Below are 24,525 nucleotides of genomic sequence, written 5' to 3'. Positions count from 1 at the left end.
AGCTCTCTCCAAGAACGATCCTGACTTACAATGAAACCAGCCATCTGTGTATTCTGCGGTTCTCGTCCCGGTACTGATCCTCGCTATTTGCAAGCCGCAGAATTTCTAGGCCATCTCATGGCCTCTGAAGGATTGGGCTTGGTGTACGGAGGAGCAACTTCCGGTCTTATGGGAGCCGTTGCTGATTCCGTTTTGGAAAAGGGAGGAACCGTAATCGGTGTCTTGCCCGAATTTCTCTCTCAAAAAGAAATCGCTCATAAGAAGATCACCGAGCTGATCTTGGTTCCTACTATGCATGAGAGAAAGCTGCTCATGTATGAAAAGTCAGTAGCATTCATCGCTTTGCCAGGCGGGATTGGCACGTTAGAAGAATTGGTCGAGGTAACTTCCTGGAATCAACTAGGAGTACTTTCCAAACCGATCGGATTATTGAATGTAAACGGGTTCTTCGATCCTCTCTTGAAGCAGTTAGATCACATGGTGCAAGAAGGTTTTCTGGATTCTCAAACCAGAGATTGGATAGAAGTAAGCGCCGATCCAGAAAATCTTTTAGAAAAGATCTTAAAGAGAACTAGATTAATTTAAGGCTTTCCTTCTTCCGGATTTAAGAAGGGCTTAAAGATCTGGTGCAATGCCGGACTTTCAGATGCTTCCGCCAACGCTAATGGAGAGTTACCTTCCTTATCTGTCGAATAAGGAGAGGCGCCATTCTTTACCAAGAGTTCCACTAGATCCGTTTTTCCCGATTTAACTGCGAGAAGGAGAGGTGTGCGTCCTAACATATCGCGGACTTCTGCCTCGTATCCGTTGCTCAGGATCTTTTCGACAGTATCCGTTTTACCTTCCGAAGAAGCTCTGAATAAGAGAGTGATCGTGGCCTTGTCTATCGTCTTCAAGGTATGATGGAACTTCATCCGATGAGCTTCTTCTTTCGCGGTCTTTCCGCCCAGATTCCTTGCCAAAGGATCGGCACCCAAATTCAGAAGTCTGTCCAAACATTCCACGCTATCGTATAACGCAGAGAGAAGAAGAGGAGTATTTCCGTCTTGGTCTTTGGACTCGAGAAGAGAGCGGACTTCTTTGTTTTCAGAGAACAGATCCAGGATCTCATAATCGTTATGAAGTGCGGTTAAATGAAGAATGGTCCTTCCTTCTGAGTTTTTCTTTTTAGGATCGGCGCCCTTTCCGACTAAATATTCTGCAATCTCATAGTGACCAAGATCGACTGCGAGTAATAGGGGAGAATATCCTTCTCCATTTCTGGACTCTATATCCGGTCCACGGTTCGGAAGATCGAAAAGAATTTCTACGAGTTCAATTTTGCCCGAGCTGACTGCTCTTGTAAGAGGAGTATTTCCATCTTGATCCCTTAGCTCAGGATCAGCTCCGTAATCTAATAGAATCGTTGTGAGTTCTGGATTTTCGGATTCCAGTGCGAGAAGCAAAGCTGTCTCTCCTCGAGAGCTTGTTTCATTCGGATCGGAACCGTATTCGACTAGAAGATTTGTAGCTTCCTTATTTCCTTCTTTAATGGCCCAGTACAAAAGACCACAACCATAGGAATCTCTTAGCTCCGGAAATTCTTCCGCGAAGCCGTCCTTAGCGGATGCCTCTGATAAAAGAGCGCGAAGGGTTCCGTTATTTCCTGTCTTTACAGCCCGAAAAAGATCGTTCCAGTCCACGCTCGATTCTCCAGGAGGCAATACAATCCCAAGGTCGTCAGAAAAGAAAGCGGTATTCCAATTCCAACTAAGGAAACCGCAAGTCTCGGAGCCAATCCCCATTCCGCTGCTAAAAGACTTCCCGTGATCATGGGAGCCATTCCCGCTTCCATGATTAGAATTTTAAAATCTCGGAGCAGGTTCTTTGCAACTTCTTGGTCGGCTGGTTTAGAAAAGTAAAAGAATATTCCAAAGAAAAGCCATACAAGTGCCGGACCTATAAACAACTTAAAGATCAATCCGACGATCAAAGGTGCCTTCCATTCTTCTTTGGGATTTTCGGCATTTGCTGAGCTGGAATTGACTTGGAATGTTCCTGGCAGTTGGTATCCGACAGAAAAAAGCGCCAAGGGAACAAGTGTGTCTCCTATTCTTGCGATCGAAGATTCTAATTCATTGGGAAGCTCGATCGGACGACTTAAAACAGAAATGATCAATCCAAGGAATGGTGGAAAACTGAATAGACTCTTTAGAAGAGAAGTCTTTGCTTCTCCTGAGTGAAGATGTCTCGCTCTCGTGCCCAAGTATGTTCCTGGTATGGCAAGAGTTAAGAAGGTTCCGAGCTGATCGATTACGAGTACCGTAGGCAATCCTTCCTTAGAGTAATAGGACTCGATCAGAGGAATTCCTAAGAAAGAAGTATTTCCGAGTCCCGCAGAAAGACAAAGACAAACGATGGTGCCTTCTTTCCAGCCCATGGATTTTCCGATGGAATAAAAGAATATGAATCCGACTCCGAAAAGGAACCAAGGCATGAAAGCTAGACTGATAAAATATCCGTCCAGTGATGCGTGACGCAACGGCCCGAATTCCATGCAGGGCAAGGCGACAGAGATGATGAATGCGTTGATTGCCTTATGAGAGTCTGGAGGGAATTTTCCTTTCGATCGGATTAGGATTCCGAATAAAAAACAAAATCCGATGACTAGAAAATTAGACATACAAGATCTTTCGTATTAGAAAGCTCTCTCCGGTCAAGGAAGCATTTGAAAATTCTTTTCACCTAGCTCCTTTTCATCCAGGTAGAATTTTACTTTGTATTTTCCCGATTTGGTTTGAGCAGGAATTCTCCAAGCGATCGAAGTGATGCCCGCCGGAATCTTCTCCTGGAAATTTAAGATCACCTTTTGGGTTTTGATCAGAATGAACTCCGCTCTAAGTAGATAAGGCCCAGCCTTGTAAATCGGCATGGTAAGATAAAAAGGCTTCTTAGCGATAATGTTTTCGCTGCAGATCGGTTCCTTGTCCTTTTCGGGAGGAAGCGTCCCAAGACATGTCTCTTCTAAATTTGTGATCGGAAAGCCTTGGAATCTTTTTCCATCAGGATTCCAGTATGCATTTTCTTCGCTTAGATATTCTTTCTCACCTGTTTCCGTTACGAATAAGGTAGGAAAGGTTTTCTTTCTACGATTCTCTTCCGGTCGATAGACTTCGAAATGCAAATGAGGGCCGGTACTATAGCCTGTGTTTCCCGAATAGCCGATGCGTTGTCCGGCAATTACTTTATCTCCGGTCTTTACGATCACTCCTTCTGGTTTGAGATGTCCGTAGATTGCAACTGTTCCATCCGAATGTTCTATGATGATATGATTGGCCTTGTCTATGAGAGTGGGGTCTTTCATTCCCACCGTAAATTTGTCCTCAGCTTCTACTACGGTACCTTCTCTTGCGGCTAAAATCGGAGTTCCTTCGGTTAATACGAAGTCCAGAGAATTGGCAGCATCTCCTCTATGTTCTGCCCCGCTATTGTAGCCTGTAGAGATCCAAGATTTTCCATCGAAAGGAAGAGTGTATGCATAAGAGTCATCGTGAACTGCGCCTAGTTTTCCGTAATAAGCTACAGTCAATACTTGAACAACAGAAGAAGGATCTGCTCCTTCTTTCTTCTTTAAGAGTAATACTTTCGTTTTTTCATTTCCGTTCAGAACAAAAGATTTAGGAGTTGGGGGAATGCTCTCCACTCCAGTTCCTTCGATACTAGTGAACACTGTGATATGAGTTTCGGGAGGAAGGGACTTGGCTTGCAAATATACTGCTGATTCGGATTCTCCTGTTTCTACCCAGGAACATACATTCTTGCGGTCGCAATTCGGCTCCGATTCTGATAGAAGCGGAAGAGTCGCTAAGAAGAGAAGAAGTAAAAAGAGTCTCATCATATCGGATTCTGATTAGACGAAAAGGACGAAAGCCCGCTGCCGGAATTGAACCGGCGACCTTTTCATTACGAGGGAAATGCTCTACCCCTGAGCTAAGCGGGCATAAAAACCGGCAGAGAACTATTTATCGCTGCGAGCGCTTCGGAATTCTTTTACCATCATTGCAGTGATGCTGTCAAGAGGTTTCACCTGATCCTTGACCTCGGAGACTTCATGCCTGTCGGAGAAACTGAAACAGGAATTACGAACTCCCTTGTCCTTCATCCACCAATGTCTACCGATCTCTCTTCTGGACTTCGCATCCATTGTTCCTTGGTACATTCTATATTCGTCCCACTCAGGCGGGAAATTTCTTTCTTTAAGAAAAAATGCATACGCAGAAGAAAAACTCTGAGCCGCATTCTGCAAGAGCTCGTTGATATGAAGACAACCCATTGTTTTGTCTTCAGGAAATTTACGCATAATCTTATTATAAGAAATATCTTCTCCTATCAAATAAGAATATGACTTAATGGCGTTCGGACAGGTTTCGTAAGGAACGCGATCCTCTTCTACATCTATGTCGGAGATCTTCATCGTTGCGAGATTGATTAACATATACAGAGTCATGTCATGATAGGAATCTCTTTGGCTGACTTCTATCAAACAGGTTGGAGGACTTTCTTCTGGAAACCAATAGTATCTGCTTTCGTATCTACGTTGGAAGCCGCAGTCTTTGAATCGAATCTTTTGTTTAAGTTGGGAAAGTGCCATGGCGCCTCTTGTCCTTTTTTTCTCTGAGATATTTACCTGAAAGGATTTTCCTTCGATTTGATTTGCTTTTTTAGGATTCTTACCTATTCTACTACCTACTCCGCGGATTTTGGGCATGGGTTCATTTTTTCAAGACAAAGTATTTTTAGTAACAGGCGCGAGTTCAGGAATAGGAAGAGCGCTCGCGATCGCTTTGGAAAGAGAAGGAGCCTTTATAGGCGTAGTCGCAAGAAGAAAAGAAGCCCTTAAGGAGTTGAAAGCCTCCGTAGGAAATCCGGATAGAATTCTAGTATTGCAAGCGGATGTTACTTCTGAATCCGAACTAAAGAAAGTTGTGGAAGAATTTAGAAAGAAGTTCAAGAGAATCGACGGCTTTATTCATAATGCAGGAGTCTCTATGAGAGCTCTCGCTTCTGAAACGGAACTCAAGGTTTTTCGTACTATCATGGACACGAATTATTTTCCTCTCGTGATCTTATATAGACTCTTAGAAGAAGATCTGAGACAGAGTGAGGGACATGTGATCGCGATCTCTTCTGTGCAAGGAAAGTTTGCGACTCAATACAGATCCGGTTATGCAGCAAGCAAACATGCAATCCAGGCGTTTATGGACAGCATTCGCTTAGAGAATTTTAAATCCGGAATCCACGTTATGACAGTTTCTCCCGGATTCGTAAAGACTGATATTTCCATCAAGGCATTGTCTGGAGACGGTTCACCTCATGGGATCATGGACGAGGGCCAAAGGAAAGGTTTGGAGCCGGACAAGATCGCAAAGTCCGTCTTAAAAGGAATGGAAAAGAAAAAGAGAGAAATCTATCCTTCTCGCTTAAAGGAAAAGTTCGGACTCTTCTTAAGTCGCTTTTCTCCTAAGACCTTGGATAAATTTTTATTGAAGAGTAGGGTGACCTAGATCTTAATTCTTCACTTCCGTGATCAAACGGAAGCCTGCCTTGCGATCGTTCAGAAGATTTGGAATGCCGCCAAAATCCCTATGAAACGTTTTAGCTTCTTCCTTGTTTCCGGAATAAGATCCACCTCGGATCACTCTTAGATGTTTTCCGTATCTTCCACTGATAGGTCTATGCCCTGGATAAGGAAGATAAGAGGAGCTAGTCCATTCCGCCACGTTCCCGCACATTCCAACAGCTCCATAAGGGCTTTGGCTTTTTGTAGGAAGTTCATAAACGGATAAGGTTCCTTTTCTACCGCTTTCTCTGGTGTTGCAAAGTTCCGTATCGAAGTCGTTGCCATAGGGATAATCCCTTGGCTGAGAAACAAATTCGTAGCTTTCGTTCTTCAGAAGTCTCCAGACAAGACCGGTACCTCTTGCGGCCTTCTCCCATTGAAATTCAGTGGGAACTTTTTTGCCCGACCAATTCGCATAGGTTTCCACTTCTCTGTAGGTAAGATTGGTGACCGGATGATATTCCTTTCCTCGAGGAAAGATTCCATTCTCCCAATGAGGAGGAGGAGGATTTCCAGTTTCCTTTAAAAATTTATTATATTCTTTGTTAGTGACTTCATACTTATCTATATAGAAGGAAGGCAATTCCTCTAAATTACTTCTGTCCGGTGCCCCGAATTTCGGATTATAGCTGTCCTCAGAAGATTCTGTTCCTTGTCCGTAGAGAAAGTAACCCATGTGTTCGTATAAGATCTTTCCATCAATTTCGTATCCGGAATGAACAAGCACCATTTCCTTTCCGTCTTTGGGATGGAGTATTGCTTTTACCAAACGGTTTCTAGTTACATCTGCAGAATCGAAACTTGCGGGATCTTGGTAGAAGGTTTCTTGGCCGTACGCTCCGATCAATAGTCCTACATTGACTAGTCTTGCTGGACGGCCTTCTGCTAAAGAGAAACTTCCTCTGAGTTCTATGGAAATCGGTTTGGTAAGTTTTCCTATTTTTCCGAATTCAACTTCTATGTTCTCGATCTGAAAGGAACCGATTTCTTCCATCTTAGGTTTTCTAAAAAGTGGAAGAGTATTTTTTTCGGTGAGTATGCCTTTGATCTCTTCTTCTCTTCTTTCTGAAAAGTAGGAGTTCCTATCTATTTTGATCTTGGCTTTTCCTTTATTTCTATAAACCGATAAGACCTCTCCAGTCCATAGGATGGTCTTGCGAGAATCCGAAGAGCCTTCTTCTTTCTCTTGTCCCGTTCTTTCTTCCGAATAAAATACGATCAGTAAAAGAGCGATTGCAGTTAAGAACTTAGCACGGGACATTTTGGGCACGATTCCTCTTTTCAAAGATCGGCAGAGTCGGGGATTTTTCTAGCTTTTTATGCCTTGGACTTGGGAAAGAGAGCGTTCCCGGCCTTTCTCAATACATGGATCAAGTCTTCGAACACGATCGGCTTGGAGATATAATCATTCATCCCTGCTCTTAGACAAAGATCCCGATCTCCCTGCATTGCTGCCGCGGTCATTGCGATAATATAGGGCTGGCTTTCTATCGGCCAAGTGTTTCGGATCACTTGAGTGGCTTGGAGTCCGTCCATCTCCGGCATATGAACATCCATCAGGATTAGATCGATTTTCTTATCTCTGAGTTCGATCAAAGCTTCCTTTCCGTTTGGAACGATATAAGGCTCATAGCCCAACTTCTGAATGATCCGTTTCGCAAGAGTTTGATTGATCTCGTTGTCTTCCGCGATCATGATCTTAAAAGGAAATTGGGAACTTAGGATCTCTCTTTGACTGGCAAGATAAGAAGCCTGTGTATTTGCTTTGGACTTGTTTCCTTCGTTTGCTAGGATTTCGTATACGACTCTTTCTATATCTTTTTTCTTTACCGGTTTATTCAGCTCTTCTGAAAACAATTCGTTCGCGATCTCTTTTTCTTCCTGAGATAAGAAAGAAGAAGAAAGAAGTACTAGAGGAAAATGAAGGTTATTCTTTCGGATCGCCTTTGCAATATCGATGCCGCTACTGTGAGGAATATTATAATCTAGAATTCCTATATCGGGGAGAATCCCGAGATCCAATAAGTTCATCGCATCTTCTTTGGATTTGGCAGAAAAAGTGATCAATCCCAATATCTGAAGTTGATGAGCGAGGATCCTTAAGTTCGTAGGATTATCATCTACGATCAGTACTTTTTTATTTTCTAAAGCAGGATGAGAGAAGTCTTCTTTTGCAGGTGCCTTGTTAGTTCCTTCTACCATGATATCAAAGGAGAAGGTTGTGCCGGAATTAGGAACGCTTTCTACCCAAATGCGGCCACCCATCATTTCTATCAGGCGAGAAGAGATGGAGAGTCCAAGTCCAGTCCCTCCATATTTGCGAGTGGAAGAATTGTCTGCCTGATAAAATGGCTGAAATAATTCTCTTTGCTTTTCTTTAGGTATTCCAATTCCCGAATCTCTTACGGAGAAGAGGATGGTATATAAAGATCCTTCTTGCTTTGAGACTTCTGCAGAGAGAAAGATCTCGCCTTGCTCGGTGAACTTGATCGAATTTCCGATTAGATTGATCAGGATCTGTTTGAGTCTGAGGCTGTCGCAAGAGATCTGTTCCGGAACATTCGGATCCAAATAATGGACCAAATCGATCTGTTTTTGTGCGGCTCTTGAGCGGAATAGATCCAGAACCTCTTCGATAATTTCGAGGAGGGAAAATTCGCGTATTTCTAGACTTAGGGTTCCTGATTCTATTTTAGAATAATCTAAAATATCATTGATAATACTTAAAAGACTTTCACCGCTTTTTTGAATGATCTCAGCGTACTCCTTTTGTTCAGGAGAAAGTTTGGAATCTATCAGAAGTTCGGTCATACCGATTACTCCGTTCATAGGAGTGCGGATCTCGTGGCTCATCATTGCAAGGAAGTCCGACTTGGCTCGGTTTGCCTTCTCAGCTTCTTCTTTGGCTTTTTTCAGATCTTGCTCGTAGTTTTTTCGGACAGTGATATCGGTGAATAATCCGCAGACAGAGTAAACCTCTCCTTCTAAATCCACAAGTGGAACGATGACGCAATAGAAAGTTCTTTCGCTCTCCTCATCGGTCTCTAAGTCTAATTCGAAATCCACAGTCCCTGATTTGTCCAAGGACTTCATGATCATTCGTTTGACGTCGTTGCCTTTTTCTTCTCCGAATAAGGAGATAAGCCCTGTATTATTTCTCTTTTCTTTTAAATAGAGAAAGCGGTTCGCAAAGACTTGGTTATGGAATAAAACTCTCCCTTCGAGATCCATCATGGCAAATGCAGAGGGAAGATTGTCTAGAATCGATAGGAGGCGAGACTCACTCTCTATCAACCGATCAGTGATCCTTCTCTTTTCTTTGATGTCCTTTTGAACGGTAAGAGAACCGTAACCGACTACTATAAAGGAAAGTATAACTAGAATAAAAAGAGAATAAGCAACTCGAGTTCCCTTTCTTGTATTTACTGTATTGCGTGAATTAAGAAGGCGGAGTTCCTCTTCCTGCATATTATTCAGGGCTTCGGAAATCTCTATGAGTGTGACTCCCTTTTGAGATTCGAAAGACCAAGGCCGGGTTTCTATACTCGAGATCAATTTTAGGATCTCGTCGGTGCGTACCTGCTGGATCTGATTGTCAGAAGTTAGTATCTTAAGATTGCCGATCTCGCTTTTTAAATGAGAAAGAAGAGGAAATGCATTTCCTTGCCCCGGATTTTTATTATAAGCCTGAGCGATCCCCATTTCTCGAGTGATCGTTTTGCATTGCTCTACTTCTTCTATAACTGCAAATGTGTGCTCTACCCAGGTTCCAGAGTCTCTCAGCTCTAGTATTCCGTACAAACTGATCAGACTCGCGATCACTAATAGGAAAGTGAGGCTGATAAAACCTACTAACACCTTCCACTGCAAAAAATGCGTTTTATTTCTGATTTTCGCAAAAATGGAAAGTTTCATTGGATAGAATTCTTATCGGTTAAGAAAATTCGAAAGTGTTTCAAATTTACTCTCAAATCTATTACTATGCTATACTGACTTGAACAACCTTTTTTCGCTATTTTGAGCGCCGTATCTTGACTAGATTCAGGGAAAAATGATTTTGGTATTCTAACAAAGGGTTTTTTACAGAATCTTCGGATCGGCTCGGTAAAACTCTTGTACCTTGGAGCGCTTTTCCTTATTATGAAAACAGTCGTTCACGAAATTTATCTCTCTGTTTCTGGGGAAGGTATTTCAACGGGACTCCCCACGATTTTTGTCCGGTTCGCAGGTTGCTCTCTTCGCTGCGGAATGGATGGATCTCGAAAACTTTGGTGTGATACCCCGTATGCACTTTCTTCCAAGGCGGGAAAGGAAATGGATCTGGACGAGGTCCTTGCGGAGATCCATCTTATTTCAAAAACTCCCACTCAAGTTCTTCTGACGGGAGGAGAACCATTAGAAGATTTGAATGGAGTTTTCTCTCAATCCTTGGCAAAGGAATTGAAACGTGAGCGAGAAAATTTGGGAATATATACGAGAGTTAGAGTGGAAACGAACGGAGCGGAATCGATTCGTAATTTGGAAGATATGGTTTTTACTTTAGATTATAAACTTCCTGGTTCCGGAATGGAAAGCAGAATGATTGCGGATAACGTAGAATTCATTCGAGATAGAAAGGATCCGTTGGACGAGATCAAATTTGTGATTCGCGATCGTGCCGATTTTGATAGAACATTGCAAATTGTAGATCGATTTTCACTCCAAGGAAATCTGCTTGCCTCTCCAGTATTCGGAGAGTTACATCCGGAAACATTAGTAGATTGGCTCAAAGAAGAAGGGCGCACGGACCTTCGTCTGTCTCTGCAAACTCATAAATATATCTGGGGAGAGAAGAGAGGAGTTTGAGCCTAGAATCCACATTACAACTTAGTCTGGATTTTGAATCTGGATCCGCCGGCGGATTTAGAGGGGACTCCTGTTATCTCAAGGATGAACCTGAATTAGGGATCGGTAAGATTGAAAGCGTTCAATCCGAAAAGTTAACGATTGTATTTCCGAAGACAGGGACAAAGCGTATAGTACCTGAAAATTCAAGTAAGCTAAAAATCATCGGTCCATATCCGAGTGCGTTTTCTCAATCTGCAGGAGATCCTGATCTTTTGGATCTGAGCCTGCAAGCCTTCGAGCTCAAACTCTCTCATGCTTACGATAAACTCTCTGCCCTATCTAATTCAAGAACTCGGTTATTGCCTCATCAGATTGAATCCACTTTCGTAGTAGTGAATTCCCTTCGTCCGAGATTCATACTTGCAGACGAAGTCGGTCTCGGAAAGACAATCGAAGCTGCTCTAGTAATGAAGGAGCTGATTTTCAGAAGAGGTTACAAGAAGGTACTTGTGGTAGCTCCTTCTCCTCTTTTGGTACAATGGAAGCAAGAGTTAAAGAATAAGTTCAACGAAGACTTCGAAATAGTAAAGCGTAGGAATTTTATCGCTTCCGGTGAGAAGAATTGGAAGAATTTCAAACATGTAATTACTTCTGTGGATTTTATTAAGAATCCTAAGTATGCCGAAGAGATCTTGAAAACGAAATGGGATATCGTTGTCTTCGATGAGGCGCATCGACTTAGAAGAGATTATCATAAAGTAACCAGAGCCTATCTATTTGCGGAGAAGATCGCGAAGAAATGTGAATGTCTTCTTCTTTTGACTGCCACCCCGTTCCGAGGAAAATTAGAAGAGTTATATTATCTGGTTCATCTTGTAGATCCGAATCTTTTAGGACCGTATCATACTTTCATCAATGACTATGTGCTTGGGAATAAAAGTGATCTGAAGGAAAAAATCTCAAAGGTACTTCTTCGCCGTAGAAAGGTAGAAGTCGGTGGATTTACTAAGAGATTTGCAAAGACAGTTAAGATAGAACTCTCTCAAGTAGAAAGACAATTCTATGATGAGACAACGGAGTATGTAAGAAGAGAATACAATCTCGCGATGCGGACCCAGAACCGGGCCATCGGATTCGTGATGATCGTATTCCAAAAATTGTTGGATTCTTCCGTATTTGCTCTATTGTCCGCACTTTCTAAACGTAAGTTTATGTTAGAGAATCGTTTGCATAGACTGCAAGCTGTCGGCAATAAACTGGAAGAATGGGATTTGGATGAGACGGAAGGAGTCGAGGATTTCGTTTCCGATCTGGATGAATCTTCTCCTTCTGATCTTGCGAATTTGAGAAGGGAACTTCTTTCTTTGAACCGATTGATCCTGCTCGGAAAGAAGATCAAAGAAGATCGCAAAAGCCAGAAATTAAAAGAGACTATCGCAAAGCTCAAAAAAGAAGGACATCCTAAATTTATAATATTCACTCAGTTCAGGAGCACTCAGGACTTTCTGGCTTCTATACTTTCGGAGTATAAGGTTACTTTGTTCCATGGATCTCTTAGCGCGGATGCTAAAGAAGATGCCATTAGCGAGTTCAGAAAGACGAGCGAGATATTGATTTGCACCGAAGCTGGGGGAGAAGGGCGAAATCTCCAGTTCGCAAACGTTCTCTTCAATTACGATCTTCCTTGGAGTCCTTTAAAGATCGAGCAAAGGATCGGAAGAATTCATAGGTTCGGACAAAAGGATAACGTATTCATTTTTAATTTTGCCTCGAAAGAGACTGTTGCGGAAAGGATCTTAGAAGTGCTTTCCAATAAGATCAAACTCTTTGAGGAATCCATAGGAAATTCGGATGAATTGCTGGGAGCGATCGAGGACGAATTGGATTTTCATTCCAGCTTCATGAAGTTCGTTACCGGAAATAAGAAGCTTATGGAAGTCGAAGAGGAAATAGATCAAAGGATCAGGATCGCTAAGAAGGGATTCGAAAAACTAGGTTCCTTGGTTACTCCTAAGTTACTCGATTTTAATTTGGAAGATTACTATAAGACTACTTTGCAAGAAAGATCTTATACAAACCAACACTTAGAAAATTTCTTCGTGAGATATACAAAGAAGTATGCGGAGAGACTGAACTATAAACTGAAAACGAATCGCCATCAAGTGTACGAGCTAGAAGGGGATCATTATAAAGGAAAGAAGGCGACTTTTAATTCCGAACAAGCTCTCGCAGATGATAGTTTGGAATTTTTAGCCTTTGGTCATCCATTGATCGAAGATTCGGTCCAATCCTTCTTAAAGGATCGTTCCGGTTGGAAACTAGGGTTCTACGAATCCAATGGAAATTATATTTATTTCGTGTTTATTGTAGAGTTTAAGTTCTCTTTGGATCGAAAGGAATTATTTGTAGTCGAGGTGAATCGCAGAAGCGGAAATTCTAAGGTTCTAGAAGATCTGCCCGAAACAGTTCGGGAATCTCTCGTAGAGCATTCTGTAGAAACTCTTCCTCAAGAAACCGAGAAACTGTTCATACAAGCTAGTGAAGCCTTAGAGCTAGTATTAGAAGATCGTAAAAAAGAACTGTACGAACAGACAAAGGATCTCTTCCAAAAAGAAGAATATAAGATCAGGAACAGCAATCAAAACACTCTTCGTCAATTAGAAGAGAAATTTATGAGACAAGAAGCTGCCTTCAAATGGGAAGGAAAGCCTGAAAAGAAATCCGCGATGAACCGTACTCGAAACGAGATCCAAAAAGTAAAAGAGGACTTTGAAGTAGAGCTCAGAAAGGTTAAGGTCGGGAAAGAGATTCATCATAGATTCGAGTTGTTCCAAGCGTATTTTCCCAGCGCGCTTTGATTGATCTTTTGCCGCAGTTGTTACTCCATCTTTCTTAACGATTCCTCGGGGCCAAGAACTGCGGGACTCTGATCCTGATAAACCGCTTTCAGCTCCCTTAATTCGGTCTTTTCCTGCTGGACATGGCCCCCCTTCTCAAGCTTTTGTTAAACTACTTCTTTGAAATTCTCGGCTTAGGGAGATTCGACTCGTGAAATTATCTTTGGATTGGATGAATGACTTTGCCCCTCTCAAGGAGCTTGCCTTAGAGGACATATTGCAAAAGATTGCTGCCTCGATTTGTGAGGTAGATGGGGTAGAGGACTATTTCTCTCATCTTGAAAAGGTAGTCCTCGTAAAGATCGAGTCCTTAGAAAAACATCCCCAGGCAGATAAACTACAAGTCGCTCAGGTTACCGACGGAAAGAATAAGATCCAGATCGTATCCGGTGCCCCTAATCTAACAGTGGGAGACCTGGTGCCTCTTGCAATTCCAGGCGCCGAGCTCTCAGGAAAGAAGATCCTGGAATCGGAACTCAGAGGAGTGAAAAGCTCAGGAATGCTATGTTCCGAAAAAGAACTCGGCCTTTCTGAAGAAGACGCAGGCGTCATGATCGTTCAGGATCAGGAAGCAAAGCCTGGTATGATCCTAAGAGAATATTTAGGATTCAGAGATATCATATTAGATATAGATAATAAATCCATTACTCATCGTCCTGACCTTTGGAGCCATTTCGGCTTTGCAAGAGAGCTCGCTGCTCAATTGAATCTGAAGATAAAATTCAATCCGTTAGAATCCACTTGGGAATTCAGTAAGGAACTTTCTTCTCCTCTTGTAAAGGAAACCGAATTTGCACATTCTTATCATTCTACTTGGATTGAGGGAATTCAGATCCTTCCTTCCAACTCAAAGATCCGTTCTCGTCTGAAGAAATGCGGAGTGAGAGTGATCAATAATGTGGTCGATGTTTCTAATTATCTACTTTTAGAAGTAGGGCAACCGACTCATTTCTTTGATACGGAAAAATTAAAGTCATTAGGCAAGATCGAGTTAGAGGTAGATTATGCGAAGAAGGGAGAGTCTTTCCTTCTTCTGGATGAAACTTCTCCTGAGTTAGATCCTGAAATTTTGATCATTCGAAATGCGGGCAAAGGTGTTGCAATCGCGGGAGTGATGGGCGGAGCGGAAAGCGCAGTGGGAGATTCTACAAAAACTTTGATATTAGAATCTGCCGTTTTTCCGAGAGAGTTCGTAAGAAAATCTATTCGTAAGACTGGAATCCGTTCCGAATCTTCCGTTCGTTATGAGAAGGGCTTGGAAGCAACGACCACTCTTCCTGTAATCAAAAGATCCTTGGCATTGTTGAAAGAAAACGGTTGTCCGAATGTGAAGGCTAGTCTTCCTTCCGGTTATATTCATACTGCTGATAAAAAAGTTTCTATCGAGGTAAGTCTAGACTTCTTAAATAAGAAGCTTGGAACGGAAATCGATCAGGCAACATCGGATCGGATCTTAAAGCAACTTTCCTTTTCTACCGAATGGAAAGGAGATAAGGTTACCGTTCTTGTTCCGAAATACAGACACAATTATGATATTACGATACCAGAAGATATAGTCGAAGAAATCGGTCGTAGTCTCGGTTATGCTTCTATTCCTGTTCGTCCTCTTTCCTCAGATGTAAGACCTCCTACTAGAAATTTCTCCAGAGAGTTGGAAAGATTACTTAAAAGAACCTTCTCTCAAAATCTGGGATACAACGAGGTCTTTAATTATTCTTATGCTTCTGCAAAAGATAATTCTTTCGAAATCGAATCCAAGGATTCTATAAAGATATTAAACGCGATGCCTGAGGAACAGGCTTATCTTAGAACTTCTTTGTATCCTTCTCTTTTGAAGAATGTTCGAACTAATTCGGATCGCTTCGAGAAGTTAAAGATCTTCGAATTCGGTAGGACTTATAAAAAAGCGGCCGAGCCTTCAAATGAATCCAAATGGTTTGCTTGGGCGGTTTCTGCAGGACGTAAAACGAACGAAAAAGATCTGAATATCTTGGAAGCCGATTTTCTAGAAGTTCGTTCCGATCTGGAAAAAGTTCTTCGCCATTTGAATTTGAGAAACTTCGAATGGAAGTCAGAAGAGAGATCTTACTTCCATCCTAAGGCTTCCGTGACCTTGTATGTTTCGGGAAGCAAAGTGGCTGAGCTCGGATATGCCCATCCTGCCGTTTTGGACACCGCCGAACTGAAGAAGAGAGTTATATTAGGAAAATTTGATTTTTCTTCTCTTCTTTCGATTTGGAGCGAGGATAGAAATAAGAATTATTTTGCTGCGCCTTCTAACTTTCCGCAAACTGAGATAGACCTTTCTCTTGTGATGGATAGTAACGAATCTTCTTCCGTATTCTCAGATCTTGCAAAAAAAGAAAATTTCCCAGAACTGCAGGATGTTAGAGTCACTGTGGTATTTACCGGCGGGAATTTGGCGGAAAACAAAAAGTCGGTTTCTTATCGTTTTAGATTATTGAGCCAGGACAAGAACCTCACTCAGGAAAGGATCAAGGAGATCACGGATCGATTGATCCAAGTGGCAAATTCTGCTGGATATCCTTTAAGATAAAAGATGAAGATCCACGAAACCGCCTTTATTCACCCGGCTGCGACTGCTATGGGAATGCTAGAAATGGGACCTTATTCGTCTCTCTGGCCAGGCGCGGTTGCAAGAGCGGATCTGAATGAGATCAAACTTGGAGAAGGTGTAAACATCCAAGATAATACTACTTTGCATACCGATTCTACGGGAAGCTTACGAATAGACGATTACACGTTAGTCGGTCATAATGCAATGCTTCACGGTTGTAAGATCGGCAAGGGCTGTCTGATCGGGATAGGTGCAGTGATCCTTGACGAAGCAGAGATAGGCGACGGTGCAATGATACTTGCAGGTTGTATGATCCGAGGTGGAAAGAAGATCCCACCTAGAGCGATGGTGATCCCTAAAAATGGGGACATCGTAATCTATGATAAAAAGGCAAAACCTGAAATGAGTGTGGCTGGATGTTTGGAATACATACAGCTTGCAAAGCGCTTTCAAGAAAACATATTTAGACCATTCACAAAAGAAGAAGAACAAGCATTCGTTCAAGAGGCGAAAGCAATCATCGCTCGATTGGGCATCTAATCCAAATACTATAGTTCAGCTAACTAATAGATTCAGCACGAATTCCCGTCTGACATATATCAATCTTTTCTAAATCAATTTCAGATACGCTTTCCGTAGGCTCTCCAAAATCTCGTGAGTTAGATTAACTTGCATTTGTCGGGAGGATCTGTTTGTTTCAAGAACGCACCATCGAGAAGATTCGAGGAATATGGAAGACCTTTGATTTGTCTTTGGGAATTCCACCGATAGATAAACAACATCTTTGGTTGATAGGCATCTTGGTAGATCTCGAAGAAAAATTCGGAAACGAGACCGGAGCCAAATTAAGAGAAGAATTTACTGAGTCCTTAAACAAAACTCTGGATTATACCTTAGAGCATTTTTCTCTCGAAGAAAAGCTCTTGGAGAAGGCCGGCTTTCCCAAGTTGGGTCATCACAGATTGCAGCATATTCGATTCATTTCCGCTCTAAAGAGAAGAATGAACGAAAACTTCGAAGAGAACTTTGAACGCGCTGCTTTTGATCTTATGAAAAATCTGAAGAAGTGGTTATTCGTTCATATATTGAATGAAGATAAGGGCTATCTTGAATGGTTAAAGGTCGAAAAGAATTATCACAATTACGATTGGATCGAAGATGATCTGAGACATTCCCATTATTATGAAGAGATCCAGAGTTTGTATGAGAAGGTAATACTTTCTAAGAAACAGAATATCTCTAAAGAATTTATAGATATAGGAGAGCAGAATCTAAAAGCGATCTCAGAACTTTGGTACAGGTATAAATTGAAAACCGGAATAGCGATCGTGGATATCCAGCATCTTTGGTTGCTTCATTTGATCGTAAGAACGGAAAAAGTGTACAAACAAAGACTAAAGCAAGAAATAGATTCTAGTGAATTGAGTGATGAGCTAAGGGATCTAATCCAATCTTTGATAGAATACATTAGAGAGCATTTCAATACGGAAGAGGCGATCATGAATCGTTTCAACTATCTAGGTGAAAAGAATCATATCAAGCAGCATGAGCGTTTTAATATTCTTATCGCTGATCTTACGGATCGCACCGAAAGCGGTGACCTGGAGGCGATTGCTAAACTTTTACAAGATCTGAAGGAATGGCTGATCAGTCATATTGCAGTCGAAGATAAAAAACTTTTCTATTTCTTCCGATCCAGATTGCCCGAAGTGAATGATTATGTTCGAAGGTTAAATAAGGAAGAAAAGATCCATATTTGGAAAGAAGCAGTCATGATCTATAAGCTTCTGGTGGATTATGAGGATATCAGCGATTCGAAACATCTTTCGAGGCAACAGCACTAACGATTACTTAGGCTTGGATTCCGAAAGAGTTTTGATCGTATTCGTGATCTTCTTTCCTTTGGTGCTTGCTTCCGTTTCAGGAACGGTTCCCGTAAAAATATAAACGGAACCTTCCTTTAAAAAGATCCATTGAAAGGTATGGACTTCTTTGCTTGGTTCTGCATTCGAAAGTTTGAACTTAGCTTCCACAAACATGCATTTGAATTTACTTAGATTGCATTTTTGAGGAACGGAAAGAACTTCGTATCCTTTGTACATATTAGAATACAATGCTCCTATAGACGCAACATAGTCTTCTATAGTTGCCTTAGAGTATTTGGCCGGGATTGTCTCCGAGATAAAATTGATATTCGTGCGGATTTCAGACTCCTTTTCCTTATCCGAGTCGAATAGATAGAACATCACTTTTACCGGCTGATCGTTCTTGTTGGATTTCTTATTCTTAGATGAGCCTGAATTCTTAGCGTCGGAATTCGGATCGTATTCTTCGTAAATCCATCCTTCGTAGTTTAATGTAAGTCCTAATTCGGGGATTTCGATGGTCTTACTGATCTCCGGCACCTTATCAAGACAACTTATTCCAACAAAGAAGGATGCGAATAGGATAACCGAAAGCGGTTGAAATAAAGTATTTAAGGATTTCATAATCAATCTTTAGCCGTTCGATCTTTATTGCGGATTTACTTCACTCTTCTTCTAAAAAGAAGACCGGACCAAGTTTCATCGATCGCGCAAACTTTCACATCCACGAGTCCTGTCTTTAAACCGATCTCTCTGATCATATCTTCTTTCAGATCTGTTTTGACACCGGAAGACATCTTTGGCCAGGAGATCCAAACCATTCCCTTTTCCGCCAAATGATCCGGGAACTTGGGAAAAGAATCTGCAAGTTCCGATCTGGACTTACAGAAGAAATGGATATAATCGAAATTTCCCGTTAGCTTCTTCTTAAAGACGATATTTTCAGGAAGATCTCCTAGTAGTACCCGAAACTCTTTCGGTTCTTGGAGCAAAATCGCAGTTTGACCTTCCTTGAATCCGAGTTTCTTTACCAAGGGTGTTCCGGAATATCCTGCCATTCATTGCTCCTTCTAGTCTTTGAAGAATGATCCGTGTCGAATCGATCGACGGAGCAAGGGTAAAGGAGTAAAGGGATCTGAGGCTACAAAAAAACCGGCATTTCTGCCGGTTCTCTTTCCATTTCTATAAGATGGATTAAGTATTAGTAAGGGAAGCTTACTAAGATTTTTGCTCTTGTAAAGATATCCGCAACGGAGAATCCGAACAGAAGGAGCAAGAACAGAAACCCGGATCCGAAGATCACTCGGTTCATTACGTTATCGTATTTTAAGTGCATGAAGAAGGCTAATACTAAGGAAGCCTTGATGGTAGCTACCAGCATCGCGATCACAGTGTTCATTGCGCCAAAGTCAACTTGAGCGACTAAAACAGTGATCACAGTTCCAATGATCAAAGCCGCAAAAACCAGAGAGTAGGTTTGAACGGAAATCAGGTGATGTCCGCCATGTCCATGCTCTTCGTGTTTTGCAGGAGCAGGTTGCAGTTTGGTCTTACCGGTATCTACAGCTTTCTGCAAAGCTTGTCCCAAGCGGGAGCTTTTGTTTTTTTCGAGGAAGGACTTGAGTTTATCCTCTTCTACGATTTGAGCTAAGAAGTTCACAATCGCTCCGGCAACGGTAGCATTTACGATCGCTCCGGCTCCGATAACAAATCCTGTGAAGGGAATAAGGAATCCGATACTTACAATAATATACAGCGCGTAGTTGAGAAACAGTTCCATCTCTTTTCCTGGCAGCCTAAGATCTAAGGCAAAGTTCCCCGAAGGGATTGGAACCAGTCTCGGAGGCAGGTAAAGAATCACAAGTACATTTCAGGCGCATAAACGGGCGAGGCCCTGATCCGAGGCCATTTTTGCCATTTCCCAAGGACTTGGACCGGAGTTTTCGGGGAGTCTCAACCAAAGCAGATTTTTAGGACAGAAAAGCCCGGACGCGAGATGAAATGGAGAGAGCGGAAGAATTTCCCAACCAGTATCCTTCTCCCAATTCCGTAATTCATTATATGGATCCGAGCGCTTTACTTGAGGAAGGAAAAGCAAAAGGTCCGACATTTCTTTTTTCGGAGAAGATTTTCGAAGTTCGAAAAGCAATCGACCCATAGTCCATCTAAAATTCACCTCAGACACTTTTCTAAGGGTCATCTCTTTCTCATTTTGAAAGAAGAAGGAATCGATAGAACCATAACCTTCATATTCAGAAGCAAAATCCTGCAGTTTCCAAAGAAGTTCATCCATTCGAGAAAGATAATCTTCTATTTCAGCATGAGAACCGATCCAAGTGCCTGAGTATTTTCCATTTGGATCCGAAAGAAGAATGGTTCCTGCATCTGTATAAAATCTTCCCGCTTCTGCATGAAATAGCAAACTAAAGTCCTTAGTCCTCTGTGCCCAAGTCTCTAGAACGAATGCTTCCTTCTTTCGAGTCAGAAGAAATTCCGCTACATCATCGATTTGAGAAGAAGAAGAGATCTTATGTCCACCAGCAAAACTCCACTCTGGCTTCAGAACAAAGTGAATATTCGGATCCATGTTTTGCATTTTACTTTTTTTGAATCGATCCCAATCGGCCGTATCGCGAATAGAAAGAGAGAAGAACTCAGGCTCAAACTTTGAGCTCCAATCGGATTGATTTAACTTGGAGGAAAGTCTTCTTGCTAGATCATATTGCTTCTGATCGATCTCTAAACTTCCGTCTCGATTCCAGCGAGAAATGCTTCCCCATTCCTCCAAAATTACTTCTTCTGAATTTAAGATTTGCAGATTCTTCATTTCGGGAATCAGAAGGGGCCTTTGGATCGAGATCTCTTTTTCTCTCCAGAAAGAAATCCATTCCTGGTTAGGAAAAGAATAGGTTAGGATGATCTTTTCGTTTTGTTGCAGGCCAGCCAACACCAGTAGAGCTGCCTCGATCATAGAACTTCGTTTTTCTAAATGCTTAGGAAATAATTTCCCGGATCGGATTTCCTCTTCAAAGGAGGCGTTTGGGCGAAAAATTCGAGGCATAATTCAACTAAGAACCTTGGAAAAAATCCTTTCTAGGATCAAGAATAGGGTATAGTCTTTTCGATATTTAAGAATGAAGGCAGTCTCATGAAAACCCTTATCTTTGCTCTGATATCTCTTTTGCTCGTCTTTATTCAAATCGATGCGGCACCTAAAATTCTCACCATGGAAGAAAGAGAGATCGAACGTCAGATCGAAGCGATCCGTAAGGCTGGGTTTTCGGACATTGAGATCGATAACCTTCATGCCTCGATTTCGGAGAATATCCATAAGATCAATAAGATCCTGCAAATGGATACTACCAAAAAGGCTCTGCGTTATATCGGAGACGAGCCTCAGGAACTTCCTCAATTCCTGAAAACGGATCGAGATAATAAACCTTATCTCGAGCTGGACATGGGAGCGGGTGAGTCCTTCTGGGATTTCCCTAAAACATATTTATATAATGCACGTATCTTTATCTATCCTGGAAGCAATCCGGAGAAACTAGATAAGATCATTATGCAATTCAAGCGTACGAACTCCAACGGAGAGATCTTCGTTCGAGAAATGAGAAGAGTAACCAATGCGGATCCAAAAGGGCCGCAAATGGGCGCAGAAGGAAAGAGAACTCCGAACAATAATAAGGAAATCAAATTGGAATATTATTCCAGCTATGATACCGATATTATTTGGCCTGACACTCCCGTTCAACCGATCCCTCCTAGCGTAGAGACCAAGCTGCATGACGAAACTAATCCACTTCCTTATAATAAACAAAAACAGATTATTGTAACATATAAGAAATATTTACGTAGAGTGGATAAGAACGTTCGCCATAAACTGAGAGATTTGGAATTAAATCAAAAGAGATTGATCTCTAAGATGCTTGAGTTCCAATAAAAATTACTCTGATCCTATGTGAAGAAGCGGACTTCGGTCCGCTTTTTTTATGCCCACGGATCTGGCGTTGCGCTTCCTTCTACTTTGATATTTATCAAAGAGAGAAAAAGGAAAATCTGTGGCAAATTAACTCAAACCTTCTATAAAAGCATAACAACCGTTATTACTAAATGCTCTTAAGAAAAGTATAATAGTCCTTCTGCATTAGAAATTCACGTCTTTGCGTAGGCCTCAGCAATATCCGTTTTCCATGATATCCTTATACAGAATGTATAAAGAGGGCATTCGCGCCTAACTTGGTTCGGCTTAACTAGAAGAGGGAATAAGTTTTTTCGTTTTATTCTTCCGAAAAGAATGAACTGCATCTAGGCGTTCTTTTTCTCGCTTGCCTTTTCTTTACTAAAAGGATTCTATTTACCGATGGCTCTTCATTCCGTTTTCGGTAAACTACAGTTCAAACCTGGCGAAGGAGACGTATGCGTCTTATCTTCTCCCTACGAGTTCGAACCCGCTCTTTCCAGTTTAGGAGCGCCTGTGGACCGAGCCTTGAGATCCGGAAAGAGATACAGGCTGATTTTGGCCTTTGTTCAAACCGAAGTGGAGATCCGAAATATCGCCTCCATGGTCCCAACCTCTTTGATAGAGGACGGACTCTTGTGGTTAGCCTACCCTAAAAAGACTTCAAGAAAATACAATGTGTCCATTCATCGGGATGCAGGTTGGGATCCTTTAGGAAAGATCAATTTCGAAGGGGTTCGATTGATCTCTATCGATGATGATTGGTCCGCACTCCGATTCAGACATGCATCCTTGATCAAGAATTTGGAAAGGGATCCGAGCCTAACTTTAAGCGAAGAAGGTAGACAAAGAGCTACTTCCGCTAAAAAGAAAACCGCCAAGAAAAAGACGGCTCCTAAGAAAAAGGCAGTAGCTAAAAAGAAGCCTGCTCCAAAGAAAAAAGCAAAAGCCAAGAAGAAATAGGCAAAATTACATCAGTTCGAAGAGTCTCTTCGCACGATTAAATCGCTGATCACTTTCTCTTCCGTAAGATATTTACGGTTCAAATAGGAAATGGCATAGTTTAGGAATTTAGGAACTTCTTTGCCGGCGTCCAAAAGATCCAATTTGGTCTGAGTCAATTCGTCCATAGTAGCTAACGCAAGTTTGCGCTGACTCTGATGGGATTCGAACTCATCCTCTGTCTGAAATTCTATACCGGCCACAAACCTAATTATAGAATCTTATTTGGAATTTTCAAGCAAAAGCCTCTATACAGAGGCTACATAATAGCGTTGGACTTAGTGCCCGTTGCTTTTCTCCCACTCTCTTGCTTTTTCGATCCCTCTCTTTTCGTTCACGAAAATATTAATTAAAAGTGAAATAAAGAAGAAGACTGCAACTACTAAGAAGGCATTTCTCAAGACAAAGATCTTTTGCAATATTCCGATCGCGAACACTCCGATTGCAGCAGCCAATTTTCCGGAAAGACCCCAAAGTCCGAAGAATTCACCTGACTTAGATTCCGGAGCGAATATTCCTACGATTGCCCGACTTGCGGACTGAGTCGAACCGACTCCCGAGCCGGCCAAGGTTCCTAAGATTACGAAGACCCATTGAACAGAGATATCCACTCCCAAGCTATTAGCGAAGGCTGCGATCTCTCTAACGAAATAGATCCCGATCAAACAAAAGATCCAGAATATTAGAGTAATATTAAACGTTTTCTTAGCGCCTATCTTATCCTGAACGAAACCGAAAAAGATCGCACCTATCATCGCAAAGAACTGGAGAAGGATGAACAATGCCTTTTCCTGATCCGGAGTGATCTTAATCTCTTGGTTCCCATACAAAAATGCGAATGCGATAACGATTGCGAGTGCCGCCATCGAGAAGAATAAAGAGATCAAATAAATGACTAGATCTTTAAAATATCCTACAGATTTAAGAGTGGAGATTAACTGTTTGAAACCGATGGATAGATAGCCTTTTCCTTCCGGTCTTTGGGAAGTCGGTTGGTATTCCTTCAAAAGCAGGAATGTAGGAATTCCTCCCAATAAGAAGAAGACTGCAGTAAGCGGACCCACGTATCTTAAGGAATCGTAATGTGTTGCGTCCATTGCGGGAACCACTAAAGTCTGCACGATGAATACAGAGAGAAGGCCACCCATATATCCGATTCCCCATGCGTAACCGGAGATCTTGCCTAATTCTTCTTTCGGTCCTAAATGAGGCAAAAAGGAAGAGGCAAAATTCTCTCCAGAGGCAAAGAAGAAGTTGGATATGATAATTAATACAAAGCCAAGCTCCCAGGCTCCCGGAGTGGCGATCAGCCAAAGAGAGGCAGTGCTGATAATGCAGCTGATATAGCTCCAGAAGAGGAAGGTTTTCTTTTTAGCGGAGAAATCGGAGATTGCCCCGAATAGGGGACCGGTCAATACCACGAATAAATAAGAAATACATAATGCGAGACCAAAGAGAAAATTACCGTCTTCATACGGATTTGCAGGATTGGAAGAAGTAGGAACGATAACCTCGGCGAAAATTCTGCAATAGATAACGGTTATAATTACGGTAGTGTAACTAGAGTTGGCGAAATCGAACATGCACCATCCGAAGATTTCCCGTAACGGAGCGCGTTTGGTTACTTGCATTCTGAGGCTTTCCTTAGTGGAATTTCCGAAGAGGATGAGGTTGAAAGTTCGATTGTCAACGAGAAATATACACGTAGATCGTAATATAAACCGATGCTAAAATAGGAAAAAAATTCTCTTGATCCGTGCCTTCCTATCATTAGCTTGAGGGAAGACTTTCGAATC

Annotated in this window: 21 protein-coding genes and 1 tRNA gene; 9 read left to right on the top strand and 13 right to left on the bottom strand. The window is 41.9% G+C overall.

Annotation, left to right across the window (positions count from 1 at the left end; genetic code table 11):
- Window positions 1–30: 30 nt before the first annotated feature.
- Window positions 31–585, top strand: a complete 555-nt coding sequence (locus tag EHO59_RS02155) for an LOG family protein (protein WP_135584298.1) — start codon at window positions 31–33, stop codon at window positions 583–585.
- On the opposite strand, the gene EHO59_RS02150 is transcribed toward EHO59_RS02155, so the two are convergent.
- From EHO59_RS02150 to EHO59_RS02130, 5 genes are all read right to left on the bottom strand, one after another.
- Complete coding sequence (locus EHO59_RS02150) at window positions 582–1,682, bottom strand: ankyrin repeat domain-containing protein (RefSeq protein ID WP_135584296.1); 1,101 nt, start codon at window positions 1,680–1,682, stop codon at window positions 582–584. The genes EHO59_RS02155 and EHO59_RS02150 overlap by 4 nt on opposite strands.
- Window positions 1,652–2,662 (bottom strand): AEC family transporter, encoded by a 1,011-nt coding sequence (locus EHO59_RS02145; protein WP_135584294.1) that lies wholly within the window; start codon window positions 2,660–2,662, stop codon window positions 1,652–1,654. The genes EHO59_RS02150 and EHO59_RS02145 overlap by 31 nt, the downstream gene beginning before the upstream one ends.
- A 33-nt stretch (window positions 2,663–2,695) precedes the next feature.
- On the bottom strand, window positions 2,696–3,877 hold the full coding sequence (locus tag EHO59_RS02140) for a M23 family metallopeptidase (protein ID WP_135584292.1): 1,182 nt from the start codon (window positions 3,875–3,877) through the stop codon (window positions 2,696–2,698).
- A gap of 30 nt (window positions 3,878–3,907) precedes the next feature.
- Window positions 3,908–3,979, bottom strand: a tRNA-Thr gene (locus tag EHO59_RS02135).
- 18 nt (window positions 3,980–3,997) lie between these two features.
- Window positions 3,998–4,630, bottom strand: a complete 633-nt coding sequence (locus tag EHO59_RS02130; protein WP_135586424.1) for a DUF2889 domain-containing protein — start codon at window positions 4,628–4,630, stop codon at window positions 3,998–4,000.
- 115 nt (window positions 4,631–4,745) lie between these two features.
- On the opposite strand from EHO59_RS02130, the gene EHO59_RS02125 reads away from it, so the two are divergent.
- On the top strand, window positions 4,746–5,543 hold the full coding sequence (locus tag EHO59_RS02125) for an SDR family oxidoreductase (protein ID WP_135584290.1): 798 nt from the start codon (window positions 4,746–4,748) through the stop codon (window positions 5,541–5,543).
- Between the two features lie 3 nt (window positions 5,544–5,546).
- Here the strand turns inward: EHO59_RS02125 and EHO59_RS02120 are convergent, their stop codons facing one another.
- Together EHO59_RS02120 and EHO59_RS02115 are read right to left on the bottom strand one after the other, a co-directional pair.
- Complete coding sequence (locus tag EHO59_RS02120) at window positions 5,547–6,860, bottom strand: formylglycine-generating enzyme family protein (protein WP_135584288.1); 1,314 nt, start codon at window positions 6,858–6,860, stop codon at window positions 5,547–5,549.
- A 56-nt stretch (window positions 6,861–6,916) separates the two neighbouring features.
- Window positions 6,917–9,514, bottom strand: coding sequence for a hybrid sensor histidine kinase/response regulator (locus EHO59_RS02115; protein WP_135584286.1), 2,598 nt, complete (start codon window positions 9,512–9,514; stop codon window positions 6,917–6,919).
- Window positions 9,515–9,739: 225 nt separating this feature from the next.
- On the opposite strand from EHO59_RS02115, the gene EHO59_RS02110 reads away from it, so the two are divergent.
- The 5 genes from EHO59_RS02110 (at window position 9,740) to EHO59_RS02090 (ending at window position 17,745) form a co-directional block, all read left to right on the top strand.
- Entirely contained in the window at window positions 9,740–10,444 is a 705-nt protein-coding gene (locus EHO59_RS02110) for a 7-carboxy-7-deazaguanine synthase QueE (RefSeq protein ID WP_135584284.1), read from the top strand.
- Complete coding sequence (locus EHO59_RS02105; protein ID WP_135584282.1) at window positions 10,441–13,284, top strand: DEAD/DEAH box helicase; 2,844 nt, start codon at window positions 10,441–10,443, stop codon at window positions 13,282–13,284. The genes EHO59_RS02110 and EHO59_RS02105 overlap by 4 nt, the downstream gene beginning before the upstream one ends.
- A 190-nt stretch (window positions 13,285–13,474) precedes the next feature.
- Window positions 13,475–15,880 carry a phenylalanine--tRNA ligase subunit beta gene (gene pheT, locus EHO59_RS02100; protein ID WP_135584280.1) on the top strand — a complete coding sequence of 802 codons (2,406 nt, stop codon included), beginning with the start codon at window positions 13,475–13,477 and terminating at the stop codon, window positions 15,878–15,880.
- Window positions 15,881–15,883: 3 nt separating this feature from the next.
- Window positions 15,884–16,441 (top strand): gamma carbonic anhydrase family protein, encoded by a 558-nt coding sequence (locus tag EHO59_RS02095; protein ID WP_135584278.1) that lies wholly within the window; start codon window positions 15,884–15,886, stop codon window positions 16,439–16,441.
- 152 nt (window positions 16,442–16,593) lie between these two features.
- Window positions 16,594–17,745 carry a bacteriohemerythrin gene (locus EHO59_RS02090; RefSeq protein ID WP_135584276.1) on the top strand — a complete coding sequence of 384 codons (1,152 nt, stop codon included), beginning with the start codon at window positions 16,594–16,596 and terminating at the stop codon, window positions 17,743–17,745.
- 3 nt (window positions 17,746–17,748) lie between these two features.
- On the opposite strand, the gene EHO59_RS02085 is transcribed toward EHO59_RS02090, so the two are convergent.
- From EHO59_RS02085 to EHO59_RS02070, 4 genes are all read right to left on the bottom strand, one after another.
- Window positions 17,749–18,390 (bottom strand): LIC_13215 family putative lipoprotein, encoded by a 642-nt coding sequence (locus tag EHO59_RS02085; RefSeq protein ID WP_246052605.1) that lies wholly within the window; start codon window positions 18,388–18,390, stop codon window positions 17,749–17,751.
- A 35-nt stretch (window positions 18,391–18,425) separates the two neighbouring features.
- Window positions 18,426–18,824: a DUF3052 family protein gene (locus EHO59_RS02080; RefSeq protein ID WP_135584274.1), complete on the bottom strand. Its 399-nt coding sequence runs from the start codon at window positions 18,822–18,824 to the stop codon at window positions 18,426–18,428.
- A gap of 143 nt (window positions 18,825–18,967) precedes the next feature.
- Window positions 18,968–19,546: a cytochrome C oxidase subunit IV family protein gene (locus EHO59_RS02075; protein WP_135584272.1), complete on the bottom strand. Its 579-nt coding sequence runs from the start codon at window positions 19,544–19,546 to the stop codon at window positions 18,968–18,970.
- A gap of 90 nt (window positions 19,547–19,636) precedes the next feature.
- Complete coding sequence (locus tag EHO59_RS02070; RefSeq protein WP_246052603.1) at window positions 19,637–20,737, bottom strand: hypothetical protein; 1,101 nt, start codon at window positions 20,735–20,737, stop codon at window positions 19,637–19,639.
- A 177-nt stretch (window positions 20,738–20,914) separates the two neighbouring features.
- Between EHO59_RS02070 and EHO59_RS02065 the strand changes: the two genes are divergently transcribed.
- A complete protein-coding gene (locus tag EHO59_RS02065) occupies window positions 20,915–21,709 on the top strand; it encodes an LIC13212 family protein (RefSeq protein ID WP_135584267.1) in 795 nt (264 codons plus the stop codon).
- Between the two features lie 420 nt (window positions 21,710–22,129).
- A complete protein-coding gene (locus EHO59_RS02060) occupies window positions 22,130–22,690 on the top strand; it encodes a hypothetical protein (RefSeq protein ID WP_135584265.1) in 561 nt (186 codons plus the stop codon).
- An 11-nt stretch (window positions 22,691–22,701) separates the two neighbouring features.
- On the opposite strand, the gene EHO59_RS02055 is transcribed toward EHO59_RS02060, so the two are convergent.
- Together EHO59_RS02055 and EHO59_RS02050 are read right to left on the bottom strand one after the other, a co-directional pair.
- On the bottom strand, window positions 22,702–22,923 hold the full coding sequence (locus EHO59_RS02055) for a hypothetical protein (RefSeq protein WP_135586420.1): 222 nt from the start codon (window positions 22,921–22,923) through the stop codon (window positions 22,702–22,704).
- Between the two features lie 84 nt (window positions 22,924–23,007).
- Complete coding sequence (locus tag EHO59_RS02050; protein ID WP_135584263.1) at window positions 23,008–24,360, bottom strand: MFS transporter; 1,353 nt, start codon at window positions 24,358–24,360, stop codon at window positions 23,008–23,010.
- Between the last annotated feature and the right edge of the window lie 165 nt (window positions 24,361–24,525).

The organism is Leptospira semungkisensis (assembly GCF_004770055.1).
GTDB classification, from domain to species: Bacteria; Spirochaetota; Leptospiria; order Leptospirales; family Leptospiraceae; genus Leptospira_B; species Leptospira_B semungkisensis.
Note: the sequence above shows the minus strand (reverse complement) of the source record. Positions and strands in the feature narration are given on the sequence as shown.